Annotated in this window: 16 protein-coding genes and 1 pseudogene; 15 read left to right on the top strand and 2 right to left on the bottom strand. The window is 44.3% G+C overall.

Annotated features, from left to right (window positions below; all coding sequences use genetic code 11):
* Nucleotides 1-13: 13 nt before the first annotated feature.
* The 4 genes from E0H77_RS09075 to bfr all read left to right on the top strand — a co-directional run bounded on the left by E0H77_RS09075 (nt 14) and on the right by bfr (nt 3603).
* Nucleotides 14-2119 carry a RelA/SpoT family protein gene (locus E0H77_RS09075; RefSeq protein ID WP_131377221.1) on the top strand — a complete coding sequence of 702 codons (2106 nt, stop codon included), beginning with the start codon at nt 14-16 and terminating at the stop codon, nt 2117-2119.
* A 74-nt stretch (nt 2120-2193) separates the two neighbouring features.
* A complete protein-coding gene (locus tag E0H77_RS09080) occupies nt 2194-2574 on the top strand; it encodes a RidA family protein (protein WP_004754460.1) in 381 nt (126 codons plus the stop codon).
* 156 nt (nt 2575-2730) lie between these two features.
* Nucleotides 2731-2925, top strand: a complete 195-nt coding sequence (locus tag E0H77_RS09085; protein WP_034426091.1) for a bacterioferritin-associated ferredoxin — start codon at nt 2731-2733, stop codon at nt 2923-2925.
* Nucleotides 2926-3129: 204 nt separating this feature from the next.
* On the top strand, nt 3130-3603 hold the full coding sequence (bfr, locus tag E0H77_RS09090; protein WP_131312825.1) for a heteropolymeric bacterioferritin subunit Bfr: 474 nt from the start codon (nt 3130-3132) through the stop codon (nt 3601-3603).
* Between the two features lie 333 nt (nt 3604-3936).
* Here bfr and E0H77_RS09095 read toward each other — a convergent pair whose 3' ends face one another.
* Nucleotides 3937-5586: a PglL family O-oligosaccharyltransferase gene (locus E0H77_RS09095; RefSeq protein WP_131377224.1), complete on the bottom strand. Its 1650-nt coding sequence runs from the start codon at nt 5584-5586 to the stop codon at nt 3937-3939.
* A gap of 198 nt (nt 5587-5784) precedes the next feature.
* Here E0H77_RS09095 and E0H77_RS09100 point away from each other — a divergent pair, with 198 nt between their 5' ends.
* Nucleotides 5785-6678, top strand: coding sequence for a pirin family protein (locus E0H77_RS09100; protein WP_131377227.1), 894 nt, complete (start codon nt 5785-5787; stop codon nt 6676-6678).
* Nucleotides 6675-7085: an OsmC family protein gene (locus E0H77_RS09105; RefSeq protein WP_131377230.1), complete on the top strand. Its 411-nt coding sequence runs from the start codon at nt 6675-6677 to the stop codon at nt 7083-7085. The genes E0H77_RS09100 and E0H77_RS09105 overlap by 4 nt, the downstream gene beginning before the upstream one ends.
* A 21-nt stretch (nt 7086-7106) precedes the next feature.
* Here the strand turns inward: E0H77_RS09105 and E0H77_RS09110 are convergent, their stop codons facing one another.
* Nucleotides 7107-7970, bottom strand: a complete 864-nt coding sequence (locus E0H77_RS09110) for a pirin family protein (protein WP_131377233.1) — start codon at nt 7968-7970, stop codon at nt 7107-7109.
* A 143-nt stretch (nt 7971-8113) separates the two neighbouring features.
* On the opposite strand from E0H77_RS09110, the gene E0H77_RS09115 reads away from it, so the two are divergent.
* The 9 genes and pseudogenes from E0H77_RS09115 (at nt 8114) to E0H77_RS09150 (ending at nt 19041) form a co-directional block, all read left to right on the top strand.
* Nucleotides 8114-9037 (top strand): LysR substrate-binding domain-containing protein, encoded by a 924-nt coding sequence (locus E0H77_RS09115; protein ID WP_131377236.1) that lies wholly within the window; start codon nt 8114-8116, stop codon nt 9035-9037.
* Between the two features lie 116 nt (nt 9038-9153).
* Nucleotides 9154-9858 carry a DUF8198 family protein gene (locus tag E0H77_RS09120; protein WP_131377239.1) on the top strand — a complete coding sequence of 235 codons (705 nt, stop codon included), beginning with the start codon at nt 9154-9156 and terminating at the stop codon, nt 9856-9858.
* Between the two features lie 130 nt (nt 9859-9988).
* Nucleotides 9989-10936: a bifunctional demethylmenaquinone methyltransferase/2-methoxy-6-polyprenyl-1,4-benzoquinol methylase UbiE gene (ubiE, locus tag E0H77_RS09125; RefSeq protein WP_131312839.1), complete on the top strand. Its 948-nt coding sequence runs from the start codon at nt 9989-9991 to the stop codon at nt 10934-10936.
* Nucleotides 10937-10951: 15 nt separating this feature from the next.
* Nucleotides 10952-11614, top strand: a complete 663-nt coding sequence (locus E0H77_RS09130) for a hypothetical protein (protein ID WP_131377242.1) — start codon at nt 10952-10954, stop codon at nt 11612-11614.
* 12 nt (nt 11615-11626) lie between these two features.
* Nucleotides 11627-13246, top strand: coding sequence for an ABC1 kinase family protein (locus E0H77_RS09135; RefSeq protein ID WP_131377245.1), 1620 nt, complete (start codon nt 11627-11629; stop codon nt 13244-13246).
* A 118-nt stretch (nt 13247-13364) separates the two neighbouring features.
* Nucleotides 13365-13460 (top strand): annotated as a pseudogene (locus E0H77_RS14010) (hypothetical protein); the annotation flags it as partial.
* A 160-nt stretch (nt 13461-13620) separates the two neighbouring features.
* Nucleotides 13621-14409: a bifunctional phosphoribosyl-AMP cyclohydrolase/phosphoribosyl-ATP diphosphatase HisIE gene (gene hisIE, locus E0H77_RS09140; protein WP_131377248.1), complete on the top strand. Its 789-nt coding sequence runs from the start codon at nt 13621-13623 to the stop codon at nt 14407-14409.
* Entirely contained in the window at nt 14396-15934 is a 1539-nt protein-coding gene (locus tag E0H77_RS09145) for a UvrD-helicase domain-containing protein (protein WP_488174586.1), read from the top strand. Before hisIE ends, E0H77_RS09145 begins: the two co-directional genes overlap by 14 nt.
* A 281-nt stretch (nt 15935-16215) precedes the next feature.
* The gene (locus tag E0H77_RS09150) at nt 16216-19041 is read left to right on the top strand and encodes a monovalent cation/H+ antiporter subunit A (protein WP_131377251.1); all 2826 of its coding nucleotides are present in this window, start codon (nt 16216-16218) and stop codon (nt 19039-19041) included.

Below are 19041 nucleotides of genomic sequence, written 5' to 3' on the forward strand. Positions count from 1 at the left end.
TTAAAGGTGGTTTATGCCAGGCGAAGAAGTCAGCCAAGCCAAGCAACAACTGAAACTGATTATTGACGAATATCTGTCAGAAAAAGATGTCGAACTGGTGCTTGCTGCCTGTGATTTTGCCGACCTTGCCCACAGCGGAATCACACGTAAAAGCGGCGAACCTTATGTGCTGCACCCAATTGCCGTATCTAGCATTCTGGCGCACATGCGACTTGATTCCCAAACGCTGATGGCGGCGTTGCTGCATGATGTGATTGAAGATACTGAATTTAGCAAAGAAGAGATTGCGAGCAAGTTTGGTAAAGTCGTTGCCGAACTGGTCGATGGGGTCACCAAACTGACCCATTCTAGTGACAAACAGGTCAATAAAGCCGCCTCCTTTCGTAAAATTCTACAGGCCACTTTACAAGATCCACGCGTAATCATCATCAAACTGGCAGACCGCTATCACAACATGACCACGCTTGATGCGTTGCGTCCTGATAAACGCGCCCGAATTGCCCAAGAAACCTTTGATATTTTTGTGCCTATGGCACGTATCGTAGGGATGAATGAAATGGGCGATAATCTCGAATATCTGTGTTATCAAAATCTTGACCTTGATGTATTCAACAAAATTCAACAAGCACTCCAGCAGACTCGACCGAAACGCTGTGAATATCAACAAATCTGGGAAAAAAATCTCACACAACTGCTACAGCGACACCAGATTGCAGGTCGCATTAAAAAGAAAAATAATAATATCGAACTGATTCGCCACTTCCTTAAAAATGACATTAATCTACAAGAACTTACCCGTAGTCATACTTTCGAAATTATTCTAACCAGCATTGCTGACTGTGACCGCCTTGTCGATGTGTTACGGGAAAACTTTCAGGTTCTACAATATAACGACCATATTCGTCGACCACTGCCAGGTGGCAACCAATCCCTGATGATGCGATTGAAGGGTGAAAAAACCACCTTATCCCTGACCATTCAAACTGAGCTCATGCGTAAGGCTGCACGTTTTGGTGTGGTTCTCGGTGAAAGTGCCCCTCAAGCATGCCGTTCAGCCATTCAGGCATCTATGCAAAACCTGAACACATTAATTGACGGTGAATGTGCCAAAACGACTTTTAATGATTTGCTAGACTATCTGCATCAGGAAAAAATCTGGGTTTATACGCCACACGGGCATCTGCATGAACTCCCGCAAGGCGCGACCATTGTAGATTTTGCCTATACAGCTAGCCTGTTTTTAGGTAACCATGCGATTGGGGCAAAAGTGGATGGAGAAACCAAACCGCTGTCTACCCCACTTGCCAGTGGACAAGTCGTAGAAATTCTAACCGATGTGCTCGCGAGCCCGAATCCTGACTGGTTGAGTTTCATTAATACACAAAAAGCACGCCGTGCAATTCAAAACATCTTGCGTGATCAAGATGTTGAAGAACAACGTATTATTGGTAAACAGGCACTTGACCGTGCTTTACGTCTGTTTAACAGCTCTAGTCATGAGTTATCTGAAGATGACTGGATCAATGTTTTAGAATGGCGTCATGTTGACAATAAAAATACCCTATATGAACAAATTGCTGTCGGTGATCTGCTACCACAACTGGTTGCCAATCATTTATTTGCCATCGACAGTCAAGTGGAAGAACCAAGTTCACATCGCTTGATTCAGGGTACAGATGGTATTGATGTCAAATATGCGCGCTGTTGTAATCCCATTTTAGGCGATCCAATTCAAGGACATTTATCCCGTCGTGGATTGATTGTACACCGTGAACGCTGCCATAACCTGCTACATGAGCAGCATCTACATCCTGAAAATATCATGCCGTTACAGTGGAGTGATTACGAAGTCGATGATGTGAGTTTTACCGCATATTTATGCATTGATATGAGCATGAATGACGAGCAGATTTCTGATCTGATCTATCAATGTCGTAAAGCCAAATTTGGGGTAGAAATGATTAACTCCCAAGACAACAAAACCTATGTCAATGTCGTGGTCAATAACCGTAAGGAAATTGCTCAAGTGATTCGTGAGCTGCGTTTACACTTCGGTTTTCCACGAATTTTACGTCAAGATACACCTGTAATGATTAGTGAAACGCATAAAGTTGTATAATTTAAACGCATCCTACATAGATTGTGTGCTATATATAAATGATATAGGTCATTGAATTTGTAAAGGAGACATGAATGTCACGCCAAGTGATTCATACTGAAAATGCACCTGCTGCGATTGGAACTTACTCTCAAGCCATTTTAGTTGGAAATACACTGTATCTTTCTGGACAAATTGGTTTAGATCCATACAGCATGGAATTGGTCGATGGTATTGAAGCACAAATTCGCCGTGTTTTTGACAATATCAAAGCAGTTTGTGAAGCTGCCGGTGGCTCTTTAGCAGATTTTGCAAAGTTGAATATCTTCTTGACGGACTTATCCAATTTTCAATTGGTCAACCAGATTATGGGTGAATACTTCCCGCAACCTTACCCTGCACGTGCAGCGTTGGGCGTGGCAAGCTTACCTAAAGGGGCTTTGGTTGAAATGGATGGCATTGTGATCATTCCTTAAGCACAAAATGATGTATATAAAACCACCGATCAGGTGGTTTTTTTTCATTCAAAAAGCCAATTAGAGTTTTGTGAATATGAAGATGAAATCCATTGACAAACGATAACAATTATCGCTAGTATCAGTAATCGTATTTATCTTTTTATGGGTGCGCACATGTATGTTTGTTTATGTCGTGGAATTACCGACCAAGATATCAAAGATGCTGTTGCCAATGGTGCAGAAAGTTTTCGGGAAATTCGTGATTTACTCGACTTAGGCACTTGCTGTGGACGTTGTGCACCTGAAGCCCGTAGCCTGATTAATGAAGAACTGGCTGCGATTGCTGCAAAGATTTCTATCGCCGCATAGCTCCATTACAGGGGCAACATCTCCTTGCCCGCTTTTGATTCAGAGTGGGTTTATTTTATGTGTCAAAGATGCACCTAGACCATGTGATTGTGATTTTCATTTGCCGTTCGATAAATTACTCGCAGCAATACAACTTCTTGGTTAAGATAAACTTATCATTGCCTTAACCCTGTTGAGGCTTGCATTATTTGCGGAGAAATAATAATGAAAGGCAATCGCGATGTTATCAATCAGTTAAATCAGGTGTTGTATCACCATCTCACGGCGATCAATCAATATTTTCTGCATTCACGTATGTTTAATGACTGGGGAGTTGAGAAACTTGGCTCTGCCGAGTACAAAGAATCTATCCGTCAAATGAAACATGCGGACAAAGTCATTGAACGTATTTTATTTCTTGAAGGTCTGCCAAACCTGCAACATTTAGGTAAATTATATATCGGTCAGCATACTTTAGAGGTGTTGCAGTGCGATGTGCGGAAAGTCAAAGAAAATATTGAAGCACTGCAAAAAGCTGTCGCATTGTCAGAACAACTGCAAGATTATGTCTCACGTGATCTGGTTCAGGAAATTCTAGAGCATGAGGAAAATTACTGGGACTGGCTGGAGACTCAGATCGACTTAACAGAAAGTGTAGGTATCGAAAACTATATTCAGAGCAACATGTCTGATGAGTAAGAACCTGCCAAGAAGTAAATACTGATCAGTGAAGGAGATTTTTAATCATCTCCTTCATGTTTTTGAAAAATTTAAATAAATTACTATAAATAAAAAAAATTAAATTCATTTTCACTCATTTACACAAGTAATATTCTTCGCCCAAAAAACAGGTCAATATCCTCATTGAATGGATAAATCTCGGAAGCATCTTTTGCTCAATATATTTTATCTTGACTAAAGATAGATAACACTTCTGTCCAGCATCTCGCATCATCAATTCAAAAAAGAAAATGCCAGTCAATTGCTTAACTGACTGGCATTAGGCTGTAAAGCAGATGTTTTACTTAGGTATCACTTGCGAATAGCACGACCATTATGATCCTGATCAAGCAAGAGCTGACCAGAAGGATGATTCACTTGATATAAACCATGGATCAAGTCTAATTGATGCTGAGCTTCTTGGTTCTGCCCGTTATATGCTAAAAGCTGAGCGTATTTATATAAATCATAATGCGTTGGTGTAATGACCACAACCTGATGATAATGCTCTAATTGTTTTGGTGACAAGCGGCTAAAACGATCCAGATAATACCAGTTAGCACGTTGATCGAACTGATCCAAGATATAAACACGATAAGGTTTAACTGCAGGAATACCCTGATCAGAATGTTTATGCCCCTGATTTAAGGCATCAATTGAACTGAGATAATCGCGCCAGATTAAACCGTAGAGCAAAATACCGATCACTAAAATTGTAGTATTCAAGTTTGCAGATAGTGAAAATACCTTCAGTTTTGCTGTCTGCGCCTGAATGACTCCCAGTAAAAAGCCAACAGGTAATAAGAAATAAGCATAATCTTGTGGGAATTCAAACATTGCATGAATCAAGACACAGCAGACCATCAGCGTTGCAACCAATGACTCGCTCTTTTCCACCTGTTTGTTGAGTCGCCAAAGCCACCATGCGATATAAGCAACAATCACTGTTCCAACAATAACGCCATTCCAGACCAGTAATTCTAAAATGAGATTATGCGCACTGTTGGTTCGTTCATTGTGCTGAAGAAAATCTGCCCCGACCAATTGTGCATAGCTGGTTTGATTCCAGCCATAGCCCGGCCACGGATGTTGCTGAATGGCATACAGCATTTGCATCCAGATATTAAAGCGAGAGTGGCTCGAACTGGCACGCTCAATCACATCCGACATTTCTGAATGAGACAACCCCAAATGAACCAAAATCGCATTGAGACTTGGAATTACCAGTAAGCAACCCACGTAAATCATCACCCATGCGGCAACATGGTAACGCTTGAAACGATACGCTGAGGAGAGTTTAAAAAACAGATAAATACTCAGTACTGCACAGGCCACCCAAGGTGTACGAGACTGACTTAGTGCGATGGTAAAGGTGAGCAATAATGCCCCCAACGTCACCAGCCAAGTGGGTAAGGTGCGTTTTTCAAACAGATATAGACAACTCATCAATCCCATCATCAGGAAAGTTGCCATATTGTTGGGCTGAGCAAAGTTCGCATAAGGGCGATTACCACGTAATGGCATAATCAGTGATAATCCCTGATCAAGGTGCAGCCATTGCAGCAACGCTATGCCAACGCTGATTAAACCCACCACAAAAGTCAGTAAGCTCCAGCCTTTAAAAACTTTTTCACGCTGCACGGGATCTTGGGTCAGATTAAATCCAAGCACAACCATCATGGCAAAGGTAAAAACATACAATGCCGACAACAATGCCTTACTAAAATAAAACTCAATGCCAAATCCCCACTGCACAAACGGGATACAGGCCATCACAAATAATGGCACATTCAGCTTGGGCAATTGTAAGGGCTTGTCAATATATAGAGCCAGCGTACATAAGGCAGCCGCATACGCGAACAATTCACTAGATAGCGTCAGCCACGGGGTATAGTGATATGGAGATAGCCATGACAATGCCAGAAGCACCGCAATCACAAGAAACAGGAATCTTTGCATCATGAGCAAAACAGGTGAAAAATAAAGCACGTATTATAGAATATTTTTGAGTAAAGCTATGTAGCACAACCTCACCATTACACCTTAATGTTCAATAAATTTTTCTATTTATAGGATGATGATTTATAAAATTCAAACATGCCATCAAGGCAGAGCTTGCTAAGATCATACTCATAACATTGACAACAAAGGACACATCGCATGCCGCATCAAGGAAAAGAGCTTCATTTACGTCGCGCCGAAATTGGCCAAGGTACAGTCATTGCACGTGCCTTGCCACACCGAGAAAAACGCATGATTGGCGCATGGTGCTTTCTCGACCATGCTGGTCCAGTCGAGTTTGTTCAGGGTGAGGGACTGGATATTGGCCCACACCCGCATATTGGTTTACAGACCTTTACGTGGATGATTGAAGGTACGCTAATGCATACTGATAGTTTGGGGTCAAAACAACTGATCCAGCCCAAGCAGGTCAACCTCATGACTGCAGGCTACGGTATTTCTCATACAGAAGTCACGCCTCCCCATGAAACCCAACTGCATACAGCACAGCTCTGGATTGCCCTACCCGATGACAAACGTAATATACCCGCCAAATTTCAGCATTATCCAGCGCTGCCTGTAGTCCACCAAGATCAGATTGAATGTCGGGTTCTGGTCGGTGACTTTTTAGGGCATACATCCCCTGTTGAAGTCTATAGCCCATTACTTGCCGTCGATCTGTATGCAGCACAGGCAACCCAGACCACATTGCCGCTGAAGCCCGATTTTGAGTATGGCATTTTACTACTCTCGGGGCAGGCGCAGGTCAATGGTCATGTGCTGACCACAGACAATATGCTGATCTTTGAAACAGGTTCAAGTGACATCAGTCTGGTGCTGTCAGCCGATAGCCGCGTGCTCCTGATTGGTGGAGAACCATTTGAATCGCCAATTTTACTGTGGTGGAACTATGTTGGTCGTAGCGAAGATGAAATTAAAGCTGCGCATCAACACTGGTTACAGCATGACAGCCGCTTTGGAGAAATTCCTGATTATCCAGGTGAACGTTTACAAGCACCTGCATTTCCCGAACACATGAGGGCATCAAAATGAGTATTGTGGGTCGTAGTCAAGTTCAAAGCTTACCTGAACCATGGAAAGGACTGATTCATTGTGGTGAACATCACTTTTTTACTGATGAACCCGAACATCTGGAAGGTCATGATCAGGGTGCGGCGCCTTATGATTTGCTATGCAGTAGTCTTGTGGCATGCACCATGATCACGCTACGCATGTATGCCAAACATAAAGGATTTGACTTGGGCGAGTTTAAGGTCACTGCTCAGTTTCTGAGCCATCAGGATGGTTCTGAACACATTCAGCGTCAGATTGAATTTCCTCAGCCCATAACCGATGAGTTGCGTCAGAAACTTTTGGCCCTTTGTCAAAAAACACCAGTCACAAAAACCTTGTTGCGCAGTGTCAAGATCGAAACACAGATTTTCGACCCTGCAGCATAGTTCACGCGTTGGCAAATGCAGTTACATTTCGCCAAAATCACCGCGGTTAAAGTCATGAATAGCTTGCATAATTTCTTGCTGGGTATTCATGACAAATGGCCCATAACCTTGAATCGGTTCATTCAATGGTTGTCCTGTCAAAATCAGAATTCCTGCGCCCTGTTCAGCGCTGATCTGAATTGGTTCGGCATCGTCACGATCAAACAGGACAAAACTATGATCAGCAACCTGATACTGCTGATTGATCGAGACCGTTCCTTGTCGTACGACCACAATACAGGTTTCCCCCACAGGCACGTTAAATTCATGCTGCTGCCCTGCCATCAACTGAATATCCCAAACATTTACAGGGCTAAACGTCGAAGCTGCGCCTTGTACATCGGCATATTGTCCTGCGATGACCCGCAAATAACTGCCTGCATCATCCAGTACAATTGAAGGAATTTCACTTCGGGTAATGGCTTGATATTTGCCGTGAGTCATTTTGTCTTTGGCAGGCAAGTTGACCCAAAGCTGTACCATTTCTAGCTCACCACCTTGCTGGGCAAAGGCTTTCGAATGTAGCTCCTCATGCAATAAACCCGCGCCTGCGGTCATCCATTGCACATCACCTGTCTGGATGGTTCCGCCACCACCATGTGAATCGCGATGTGAAATCTCGCCCTTATACGCAATAGTGACGGTTTCAAAACCACGATGCGGATGTGAGCCCACACCACGCGGCGTCTGGGATGGGCTGAAAAATTCAGGCGCAGCATAATCCAGCATCAAAAACGGGCTGAGTACTTGCCCTAAACGGTCATAAGAGAACAAGGTGCTGACATGAAAACCATCGCCCACCCAATGTTTTTGCTGTGTCCGATACTGCCCAATGACTTTTTTCATGTCGGAATCCTCTATTGATTTAAAGAACAATCTTACATTCTAAGCAGCGGTCAAAAAATCATAAAAATAAGACGGATTATCTTATATATGCAATAAACAACTTCCGCTACAATCAAGCAGTTGTCTGAACGCTGGAGGCTGTCATGCATATTTTTGATGATTATTATTATTTTTATTTGGTCGTCAAACATGGCGGATTCAGTGCAGCCAGTGAAGCCACTCAAATTACCAAATCTAAACTCAGTCGGCGAATTTTAGAACTTGAAGAACGCTTTAATATTAAACTGATTCAACGTACCACACGGCATTTTCAGGTGACGCCGCTTGGGCAACAGTTTTATGAAGAATGTCAGAAAGTTGTTAACCAGATTGAATGCAGTGAAAACGTGTTGTTACAACAAAAAAGTGAGCCTCAAGGTTTGGTACGCATTAGTTGCCCCAATGTCATGCTGCAATTTCAGATTCGTCCGATTTTAAATGCTTTTTTACAACAATATCCTAAAATCCAGCTTGAGCTAGAATTGACCAGTCGCCGTGTCGATGTATTACATGACAATATTGATATCGCGATTCGAACCAGTTTTAACCCAAATGTAGATTCTAGCTTAATTGTACGTGATGTGGTGAAAACTACGCATTGTCTGGTGGCAAGCCAAAGCTTGTTACAAGGTCATACCATTCAAAATTATCAAGAACTGGCACACTATCCAGCATTGGCTTTAGGCTTAATGAAAAACCAGTATATGTGGCATTTGCAGCACTTAACCACAGGTGAAACTGTTGATTTTCATTTTGACCCTCGTTTAAAGTGCAATGATCTGGCAGGTGTATATTATGCAGTCAAAGATGGTTTGGGTATTGCTGACTTACCTGTACTGAGTGTGCAAAAAGATCTGAAAAACGGCGACTTAATACAGGTATTGCCCGATTGGCAATCCAATATTGGCACAGTCCAACTGGTCTATGCATCACGTAAAGGGCAACGTTTAGTGATTGAAAAACTGATTGAAAGCCTGATACAAGGCTTACGCCACATGGTTGGACGCGAAGCTGGTTATATCTCCTAAGTCTTTGTAAGCAGACCATTTGTAACAGTTTCATCAAGTTAATTTGTGCAAAAGCATGGAATTGAAGGTAATCTCTGCTTTAAGATAGCTTTCTTTTTTGCGTAATTTTTCAAAAAATGTCGAAACTCAGTGCATTAGATCAGTTGCTACAACGCTATAAACAATTGCAATATCATCAAGATCCTGTGTTATTTCAACGCCTACAAAATGTACAACAATGGCAAAAGAACCGCTTAAAGTACTCACATCAGGCATTATTTTCCGAAAAAAATAATCAACTCATGGCAGCTTACTTTGTCGACCGTTTATATGGCGGGCCAGATTTTGATGCCTTGGCCAAACAGATTGAACGCTTACTCAAACATGCGCATAAAGCTGAAAAGTTTATTCCCGAAAATGCCATTAAAGCAGGAACGCATGGTATTTTGCTGGCAATTTATGCCGTCGAACTTGATGAACAGGTCGCTCGTCACATTCAGAACAATTATCCGCATAATCAAGTGTTGAATGATGAAATCATGCGCCAAACCTATTTAAAGCTTGATCAGGCACAGGCACGCATACAACAGCTCAGTATGGCGGATGAATTCGGACATTATCTAGACCGATATTTGCGTTCTTTTGTGGTTCATACTGCATTTAAAATGTGTAAATCGGTGGCGTATAAACACCATTTCCAAATGATGTATGATTTTATGGATGAAGGCTTTTCTGCCATGAAACCACTTAAGTCAGCAGAAAAATTTGTTCGGGATTTTACCGCACAAGAGCGTCAGGTGATTCATCGTGTTCATGCAGGCGATCTACAGCCTTTTCAATAATCACCCCGCACAAAGCAGACTTTTTTCTGTATATTATTCATCTATTCAAGCATGATGATCGCTGCAAAATTCTGCATAATCTGTCATCATGCGCACTAATTCTTTTATACCGGTGAATGAGGAGAGACTCATGTCGAACGAACACCCAACGCCAAATACACCAAATGAGTCGACACAAAATTCTAATAAAGTTAGTCCTTTTTTAACTTCGCCGCTTCCTGAAGGCACACCACAAGGTCAGCAAACCAGCCTCAACCAAGCCTCACAAGATACCCCTATTACAGAGCAAGTCCCTCACTACAACTTGCCACGCGGTGCAGGCAAAACAGGCAATGTCGGTGACACCACCCACTTTGGTTTTAAAACTGTGCGTACCGAAGACAAAGCGCAAAAAGTTGCCGAAGTCTTCCACTCGGTTGCCAGCAAATACGACATTATGAATGACTTGATGTCATTCGGGATTCACCGTTTGTGGAAACGCTTCGCGATTAACATGTCAGGTGTACGCCGTGGTCAGCACGTGCTGGATATTGCAGGCGGTACGGGTGATCTTGCCAAAGTATTTAGCCGTGAAGTCGGTCCTCAAGGACATGTGGTTTTGTCTGACATTAACGAATCAATGCTCAATGTCGGTCGTAGCCGTTTACTGGATGCAGGCTGTACCAATGTTGATTTCGTGCTTGCCAATGCAGAAACCTTAGAACCATTTGCCGACAACAGCTTTGATCTGTTGACCATCAGTTTTGGTTTGCGTAATGTCACAGATAAAGATGCTGCACTTGCATCAATGTACCGCGTACTCAAGCCAGGCGGTCGTTTACTGATTCTGGAATTCTCTAAACCTGTATTTGAACCGTTCTCAAAACTGTATGACCTGTATTCATTTACTGCATTGCCAATTATGGGCAAATTGGTAGCAAATGATTCAGAGAGCTATAAGTATTTGGCTGAATCGATTCGTATGCACCCAGACCAACGTACCTTAAAAGGCATGATGGAAAAAGCAGGCTTTCAGAACTGTGATTACCACAACCTGACTGGCGGTATTGTTGCAGTACACCGTGGTTTCAAACTCTAATCGAGGACGCTCCTGATGTGGTCAATTCTTGCATTAGGTGCTGCTGAACGTCTGGTCAATCGTGTGATTGACCTTGACGCGATTACACGCATCCAACTCAATCAACTCCAAGGGCAACTCCTCCGTGTCGTGATTGCCTCGCCACAACTCTCAGTCGATGTTTTTTTCGATGAAAACATCTTACGCCTAGAGCCAACGGCAACAGGACACAGCGAAACCCCAAGCCTGTTTGAACAACGCCCTTTCGATCCACAGCATAGTCCAAGCACTGCCAATGCCACCTTACAGGTTGCCAATGTGGTCGAGCTGCTGAAATTATTACTGAACAAAGAAGTCGGTACGATTCCTGTACAGGGTGATTTTCGCCTGTTGCAAACTTTGCAAGATATTGTGCAGCGCCTTGAACCAGACTTGGCAGCACATTTATCGCCGTGGATTGGACCAACGCTGGCACATGAACTGGGTAAAATTCAGCAACTCCCCAAACTGGCAAAACGCTCGTTACAAAGCAAACTGTTTTTTGCCGCAGATACCTTAAAAGAAGACAGTGGTTTATTTGCCCCACGCTGGCAAATGGATGAACTGCAACAAGGCACGCGTGCCCTGCAACAAAATATTGACCGACTGGAAGCCAAAGTTCAGGCCTTACAGCAGAAAATTCTCCCAAAACAAGATTAGGTGACCGCTTCAATGATTCCGCATATTTCCCGTTTACTCGAACTGTGGCGTATTGCTGCGCACTATAGACTCGACACGTTGGTTGCTGCGGAAGACATCCCGATTAAGGCGCGCCCTCTACTTAAACTGATTCGCCTGCATCCTGCAGCGTGGTCAAGTAAACAGGGAAAAAACCCGCTCAAGCTCAAAGAAGCATTGGAAGATATGGGTCCTCTGGCAATTAAACTGGGACAATTACTCTCGACCCGTCGCGACCTGATCGCCCCTGAAATTTTACAACAACTGGTGTTGTTGCAAGATCAGGTGAAACCGTTCGATGTCAATGTCGCCAAAATGCGTATTCAGCAAGCGTTAAAAGCAGACATCAACTCGCTATTTTCACGTTTTGATGAGCAACCGCTTGCCGCAGCCTCGATTGCACAAGTGCATACCGCAGCATTACACGATGGGCGTGAAGTGGTGGTTAAAGTCACTCGCCCAGATATCCGTGCGCAAATTCTGCAAGATTTTGAAATTCTGACGTGGCTGGGGCATAACCTCGAAAACCGACTAGAAGCAGCACGCGCCCTGCATTTGTCAGAAATTATTCAGAACTACCGCCAGACCATTCTCAATGAACTGGACTTAACGCTCGAAGCCGACAATACCCGTCGTATGCGTCATTATTTTACTGGCTCAAGCATGATGTATGTGCCTGATGTCTATATGGACAGTACCGACGTGATGGTGGCTGAACGCATTATAGGCGTACCGATTTCAGATATCGAAACCTTTGACCGTCTGGGCATGAACCGTGCGGACTTGGCAGAAAAAGGCCTGACCATTTTCTTTACCCAAGTCTTCCGCGATAACTTTTTCCATGCCGACATGCACCCTGGCAATGTGTTTGTGGAAACCATCAACCCACAGCAGCCGCGTTATATTGCACTCGACTGCGCCATTATGGGTGAGCTGTCCAAGCAAGATCAGATGACAGTTGCTCGCATGCTACTTGCCGTGATGAACGGCAATTTCATGCAACTGATTCAGGTGGTGCATCAGGCAGGCTGGATTCCACCAGGTACCGATCAGGATGCGCTGGCACGGGAAATGCGCCGCACTGTCGGCCCTATGATTTCCAAGCCCATGCACGAACTAGACTTTGCAGGCATCTTGCTTCAGGTGATGGATATTGCGCGTCGTTTCCATCTGGAAATTCCACCGCAGTTGATGCTGTTGCTGAAAACCTTGGTACACGTGGAAGGCTTGGGTACAGACCTCTACCCTGAACTGGATATCTGGAAACTGGCGAAACCGATTCTGACCGAATGGGTCAAGTCCAACATGGATCCTATAAAAAACATGAAGCAGTTAGGACAACAAATTCCTGACTTGCTGTTGGGTGCACAGGATATTCCAACGCTGATTGTGGACAGCCTCAATGGCTTAAAAAATCAGTCAGCATGGCAAGACAAGCAATTACGTGAATTACAGCATCTGCGTTTACAAATGCAGCAACAACAAAAACGCAGCTGGATTTTTGGCAGCATGATCGCAATTTTGCTCAGTATTGCCATGATTAGCCCGTGGTTTGTGTCTGTTCCACTGATTGTTGTTGCCAGTCTGATCGCACTATGGCGGATTGTGCGTTAAACACAGCAGCAAAGCGGGCATGTCCCGCTTTTTTATGGTTTTATCATCAGTTTCTTTCATAAACTCTTTTTTATTTCTCCAAAATAAAGAGGGGGTAAACACGCATGAAAGAAGACGAATGCGTGATGTGCTGTTCCCGCCGATGTATCGGATTCCCTATTTCCGCAGGCAAATGGCAATCACCATTTTAGGTTTAAAAACCAATGCACTGCACTAGCTGGACTATGCCGAGATCGCACAATCGGCAACAGCCCCAATACTGGATTCGGCAAAATGCTGAAATATTGGTTTTGGAAAACTGGTTCGATGCCGTACACTATAGCCCTGCTTAATTTAAGCCTCTTTTTTCCACGCAAGAAATTTGGTGATTTTTCATGAACAATATGCAATGGCTCGATGAAGTAAAATTTAACGAACAAGGTCTGATTCCTGCAATTGCACAGCATCATCATACCGGACGGATCTTGATGGTAGCATGGATGAACCGCGAATCACTTGCGCTGACTGCCGAGAAAAAACAGGCTGTGTATTTTTCTCGCTCACGTCAAAAATTATGGCATAAAGGCGAAGAATCTGGGCACTTTCAAACCGTGCATGAAATCCGCCTTGACTGCGATGCTGACGTGATTGTGCTGCAAATTGAACAACATGGTGGGATTGCCTGCCATACAGGTCGCGAGTCGTGCTTCTATCGCAAACTGACTGAAAATGGTTGGGAAATTGTCGATGCTCAGCTGAAAGACCCTAGCGAGATTTATCACAATACCGCTTCTAGCAATCCGCATACCCTTGCCATGTCAGCTTCAAATGCTCAGGCTGAAAGCGTCGAAGTGCTCGATTACCTCGGTAAAATGATGATTGAGCGTAAAGCGGCTGACCCTGAAAGCTCTTATGTGGCGAAGCTGTATCATAAAGGTCTCAACAAGATTCTAGAAAAAGTCGGCGAAGAAAGCATTGAAACCATCATTGCCGCGAAAGATTTTGCCAGCCATGCCAGCGAAGACAATAAAAACGATCTGATCTACGAAGTGGCGGACTTGTGGTTCCACAGCATTGTCATGCTTGGTTATTTTGATATTGACCCGCAAATCGTGCTGAATGAACTGGCACGCCGTCAAGGCTTGTCTGGACTCATTGAAAAGGCAAATCGTGCAGCCCACTAAACCAACTGCCGAACAGCAAATCGCCATTGAGCATGCACTACGTGGCGAATCCTTCAAAGTGGTGGCATACGCGGGCACAGGTAAAACCACCACACTACAAATGATTAGTGCTGCCATGCCTGAACGGCGTGGCATGTATCTGGCATTTAATAAAGCGATTGCCAGTGAAGCGCAGCAAAAATTTCACCGCAATGTCGACAGCCGTACCTTTCACTCACTTGCCTATCGCAGTGTGCCGCGCGACATTACCGACAAATTGCGCTTACCTCGCCTAAGTCCCAGTTTTCTTGCCAAAGAATATCGGCTTGAACCGATTACTTTGCGCCGTTTAATGGGTGGGCGTTACGAAAAATATGCGCTGATGCCAAGCCGTCTTGCCAGTATTGTGGTCAACGCTGTGGGTTACTTTTGTGCCACCAGTTCACAATATCCTGCGCCACGGCATATTCAGGTGCCAAGCTGGCTGCATCCCGATGATGCGACTGCCCTGCAACAACATTTATATCCTGCGCTGGAACGTCGTTGGCTCGATTCGGTCAATCCGCAACATCAGGCAGGCATTGGGCATGACATTTATTTAAAACTTTGGGCGCTGTCCGAACCGTATATTCCAGCAGACTATATTTTGTTTGATGAAGCGCAAGATGCCGATCCACTGATGCTGGGTATTTTACTGCAACAAAAAAACACCCAAGTGATTTATGTCGGCGATGCGCATCAACAAATTTACGCATGGCGCGGTGCGGTGAATGCCATGCAAAAGCTGCCACTAACAGAGTCACGCCTGACCACATCATTTCGTTTTGGCGAACCGATTGCTGAAGTCGCCAATAGCTTACTGGGCGGACTCAAAGAAACTGTGCCCCTGCATGGCAACCCTGAGCGTAAATCCTCAGTTGTCAATAAACCGCATACCAAGAAACGTGATGCAATTTTATGCCGTACCAATGCCCGTGCCATGGAATTGTTATTGGCGGGTCTAGTCAGTAACGAAAAAGTTAGCTTGCAAGCCGACCATGCCCGCCTGAACCGTTTTATTGATGCCGCGAGCATCCTGAAACAGGGCAAACGCGTTACTGATGTACCTGAACTGGCATGGTTCAATTCATGGCATGATGTGCATGAATATTGTGAAACCAACGAAGGTAGTGACATTAAGCCTCTAGTGAAACTGGTGGATGATCATGGGACTGCGCCACTCAAACGCGCTTTGGAAAAAATCACGCCAATTCAGGAAGCGGACTATGTGATTTCTACCGCCCATAAAGCCAAAGGCTTGGAATGGGATCGGGTGCATCTGGAAGATGACTATCAGTTCAAACTCAATGCACATGACCATAAAATCAGTGATGAGGAATTACGCTTACTTTATGTGGCGTGTACCCGTGCCAAAACCAGCCTAAACATCCATCATATTTATGATCTAATCCAACAACTTAAACAAAAAACTCCGCTTAAATCTCATACACTTGCGAGCCCCTTCGCTGTAGATGCTGCTGACTTAAAACAAGTAACAAATTTATAAAACATAAAAATTATAATCAGAATAGGCATTTACAGGACAAACGGCGCAACAGCCTTGAAAAAGGCTAGTTTTAGCAGTCAAAAAATGTAGAATAATCTTGTACTTAATTTATTTCAGCACATATTTTATCCATCTAACCCAGTCGATCTCTCGGTTACAACCCAGTAGAGCGCACTTCGGCTTTTAAAAATTGAATATTGGAATGCTCTTTGCGCGCCTCTGATTTTTAAAAGAAACATAACTTTAGGTCATGACCTAATTTACAACTTAGGGATTCAAGTGTGTTAGCCATTATCATACTGTTACCTCTGCTTTTCGGCACAGGGCTGGTTTCGTGTTTATCGCACGCACCACGCCGCCTCAATCTGCTGGTTGCCATAAGTATTAGCTTAAGTTGTTTCGGGCTTTTGCTCAGTCAGTCAAATTCAATTTTTCATGGCGCAACCCTATTACAAACGTGGACTTGGTTGCCTGAAATTGGTATTAATTTTAGCTTTCGCCTCGATGCTTTGGGCTTGTTGCTTAGCTTACTCATTAGTGGGATTGGAACCCTGATTTTTATTTATGCCTATTATTACTTAGGTGCTAAAAATTCCCTGAGTAAATTGTATGGCTTGCTGATGCTGTTTATGGCAGCCATGCTCGGTATTTCCCTGTCCAATAACCTGATCATCTTATTAGTGTTTTGGGAACTGACCAGTATCTCCTCATTTTTATTGGTAGCGTACTGGCATCGTTATGATGCTGCACAGCGCGGCTCACGCATGGCACTGATTATTACAGGCATGGGCGGGCTGGCGATGCTCGGTGGCTTTATGCTGCTCGGGCAAATGGCGGGCAGTTTTCAACTGGATCAGATTTTGGCGCTAGGTTCAACTTTGCAAACGCAGCCGTTATTTGTCCCTGCGCTATTGTTGATTTTACTGGGTGCGTTTACCAAAAGTGCGCAGTTTCCATTTCACTTTTGGCTCCCCAACGCCATGGCAGCGCCAACGCCAGTTTCTGCTTATTTGCACTCGGCCACCATGGTCAAAGCAGGGATTTTTCTGGTAGCTCGCCTACTACCGATTTTTGTTGGTTTTGGCTTGTTTCATAATTTAGTTACCATTGTTGGGCTGACCACCTTTGCGATTGGCGCGTTTTTTGCGATTTTTAAAGAAGATCTCAAGGGCTTGCTGGCTTACTCGACCATCAGTCATCTGGGGCTAATTATGTGTCTGCTTGGGCTCGGTTCACCTCTGGCCGTTGCCGCTGCAATTTTTCATATTTTAAACCACGCCACTTTTAAAGCAGCGTTGTTTATGATCGCAGGAATTATTGACCATGAAACAGGTACACGCAGCCTAAAGAAACTACAAGGGATATGGTACTTACTGCCGTTCACAGGCACACTGACCATGATTACCGCTTCAGCGATGGCAGGCGTGCCATTCACCAATGGCTTTTTATCCAAAGAAATGTTCTTTACAGAACTGGTTCAGCATTTGTCTGGTTTTAGCCTGATTTTAGGCGTTGCAGTTGCCACATTGGCAGGGATTTTTGCGGTTGCGTACTCGTTCCGTTTGGTACATGGTGTGTTTTTCGATGGTGAAATTGGCGAACAGATTCCCAATCCTCATGCACACGAACCTAAACTGGGTATGCGTAGCCCAATTATTTTGCTCGCAAGTTTATGTATTTTAGTCGGTATCTTTCCTGCTTTTTTTGCTGAAGCACTGGTCAACCAAGTTACTCGTGCATCCTTGCAACTCAACGAATTTCATGGCGCACATTTAGCCATCTGGCATGGCGTCAACTTACCACTGATGATGAGTATGATGGCGCTGGTCGGTGGCTCGGTCTTTTATTTACGTTTAAGTCGTGGGGCACTGATCCGTCATATTGACATCGAAGATTATCTGCGCAAGCTGCAAGGCAAACTGATTTTTGAATACCTCATGCAGCAAATTGTTTATGCGGCGCGGGCGGTCAAACTCAAAACTGAAACAGGCAAGCTGCAACATTATTTGTTCTGGATCATCAGTTTTAGTATTGTCATGCTGCTCATTCCACTGTATAGCCAAACGCTGCGCACAGGCACGCATCTGCTTACCCAAGCACCGTGGATTGCCATCTTGCTCTGGTTACTGCTGTTTAGTGCCTGCTGGATGATGCTATGGTTTCATCATGAACGTATCAAAGCTGTGCTGATCAGTGGCGCAGTCGGTTTGGTGGTGACTCTGGTTTTTGTCACGCTGTCTGCACCTGATTTGGCACTGACCCAGATTACCGTTGATGTCGTGACCACTGTGCTGTTGTTGATGAGTCTATCCTTATTACCTCAACTGACTCCCTATGAATCGACCCAAACCCAACGCTGGCGCGATGCAATTTTAGCGATTGTCGCAGGTGGAGGTGTTGGTTGGATTAGTTGGCTGATTCTGACCCGAGATCATGATTCAATTTCATGGTTTTTTGTGCAGCAGTCCTTACCACTGGGCGGTGGCTCAAATATTGTTAACGTGATCTTGGTGGACTTTCGTGGTTTCGATACCTTTGGTGAAATTACCGTACTGGGCATTGCTGCAATTGGCACCTTGTCCCTCATGGATGGGATGCGTACACACGGCACCACCATTACCCAAGGGCTGAGCTACCGTTTTAATCCATCTCCACTGTTGGTACGCACAACTGCATCATGGGTGCTGCCTATCGCATTAGTGGTCAGCCTGTATATTTTCATGCGTGGGCATAACCTCCCTGGGGGTGGCTTTATTGCAGGTTTAATTACGGCCATGGCATTAATTATTCAATATATTGCCCTAGGTCAGGACTATGCCGAACAACTGCTCAAAGCCAAATCTGGGCGACTGTATGAACTCTGGATCAGCACAGGTCTGAGTATTGCGGGGATAACAGGTGTACTGGCATGGCTCTGGTCACGTCCATTTTTGACCAGTGCCCATGTCTATGTGCATGTACCGATACTGGGCAAACTGCATTTGGCTTCGGCTGCACTGTTTGATTTAGGCGTGTACTTGACAGTTGTCGGTGCCACCATGCTCATGATTTCAGTCTTGGGTGACTCAAGACATACCAACATTTCAGGCCCTATCCCAAAGGAGTAA

The organism is Acinetobacter brisouioides (genome assembly GCF_004331075.1).
Lineage (GTDB): Bacteria > Pseudomonadota > Gammaproteobacteria > Pseudomonadales > Moraxellaceae > Acinetobacter.

Excerpts from the sequence above, each read along its gene's own strand:
- hisIE (WP_131377248.1), top strand. The coding sequence starts at position 13,621 with ATGAACAATATGCAATGGCTCGATGAAGTAAAATTTAACGAACAAGGT.
- E0H77_RS09130 (WP_131377242.1), top strand. The coding sequence starts at position 10,952 with ATGTGGTCAATTCTTGCATTAGGTGCTGCTGAACGTCTGGTCAATCGT.
- E0H77_RS09135 (WP_131377245.1), top strand. The coding sequence starts at position 11,627 with ATGATTCCGCATATTTCCCGTTTACTCGAACTGTGGCGTATTGCTGCG.
- bfr (WP_131312825.1), top strand. The coding sequence starts at position 3,130 with ATGAAAGGCAATCGCGATGTTATCAATCAGTTAAATCAGGTGTTGTAT.
- ubiE (WP_131312839.1), top strand. The coding sequence starts at position 9,989 with ATGTCGAACGAACACCCAACGCCAAATACACCAAATGAGTCGACACAA.
- E0H77_RS09105 (WP_131377230.1), top strand. The coding sequence starts at position 6,675 with ATGAGTATTGTGGGTCGTAGTCAAGTTCAAAGCTTACCTGAACCATGG.
- E0H77_RS09080 (WP_004754460.1), top strand. The coding sequence starts at position 2,194 with ATGTCACGCCAAGTGATTCATACTGAAAATGCACCTGCTGCGATTGGA.
- E0H77_RS09095 (WP_131377224.1), bottom strand. The coding sequence starts at position 5,586 with ATGATGCAAAGATTCCTGTTTCTTGTGATTGCGGTGCTTCTGGCATTG.
- E0H77_RS09085 (WP_034426091.1), top strand. The coding sequence starts at position 2,731 with ATGTATGTTTGTTTATGTCGTGGAATTACCGACCAAGATATCAAAGAT.
- E0H77_RS09110 (WP_131377233.1), bottom strand. The coding sequence starts at position 7,970 with ATGAAAAAAGTCATTGGGCAGTATCGGACACAGCAAAAACATTGGGTG.
- E0H77_RS09100 (WP_131377227.1), top strand. The coding sequence starts at position 5,785 with ATGCCGCATCAAGGAAAAGAGCTTCATTTACGTCGCGCCGAAATTGGC.
- E0H77_RS09115 (WP_131377236.1), top strand. The coding sequence starts at position 8,114 with ATGCATATTTTTGATGATTATTATTATTTTTATTTGGTCGTCAAACAT.
- E0H77_RS09120 (WP_131377239.1), top strand. The coding sequence starts at position 9,154 with ATGTCGAAACTCAGTGCATTAGATCAGTTGCTACAACGCTATAAACAA.
- E0H77_RS09075 (WP_131377221.1), top strand. The coding sequence starts at position 14 with ATGCCAGGCGAAGAAGTCAGCCAAGCCAAGCAACAACTGAAACTGATT.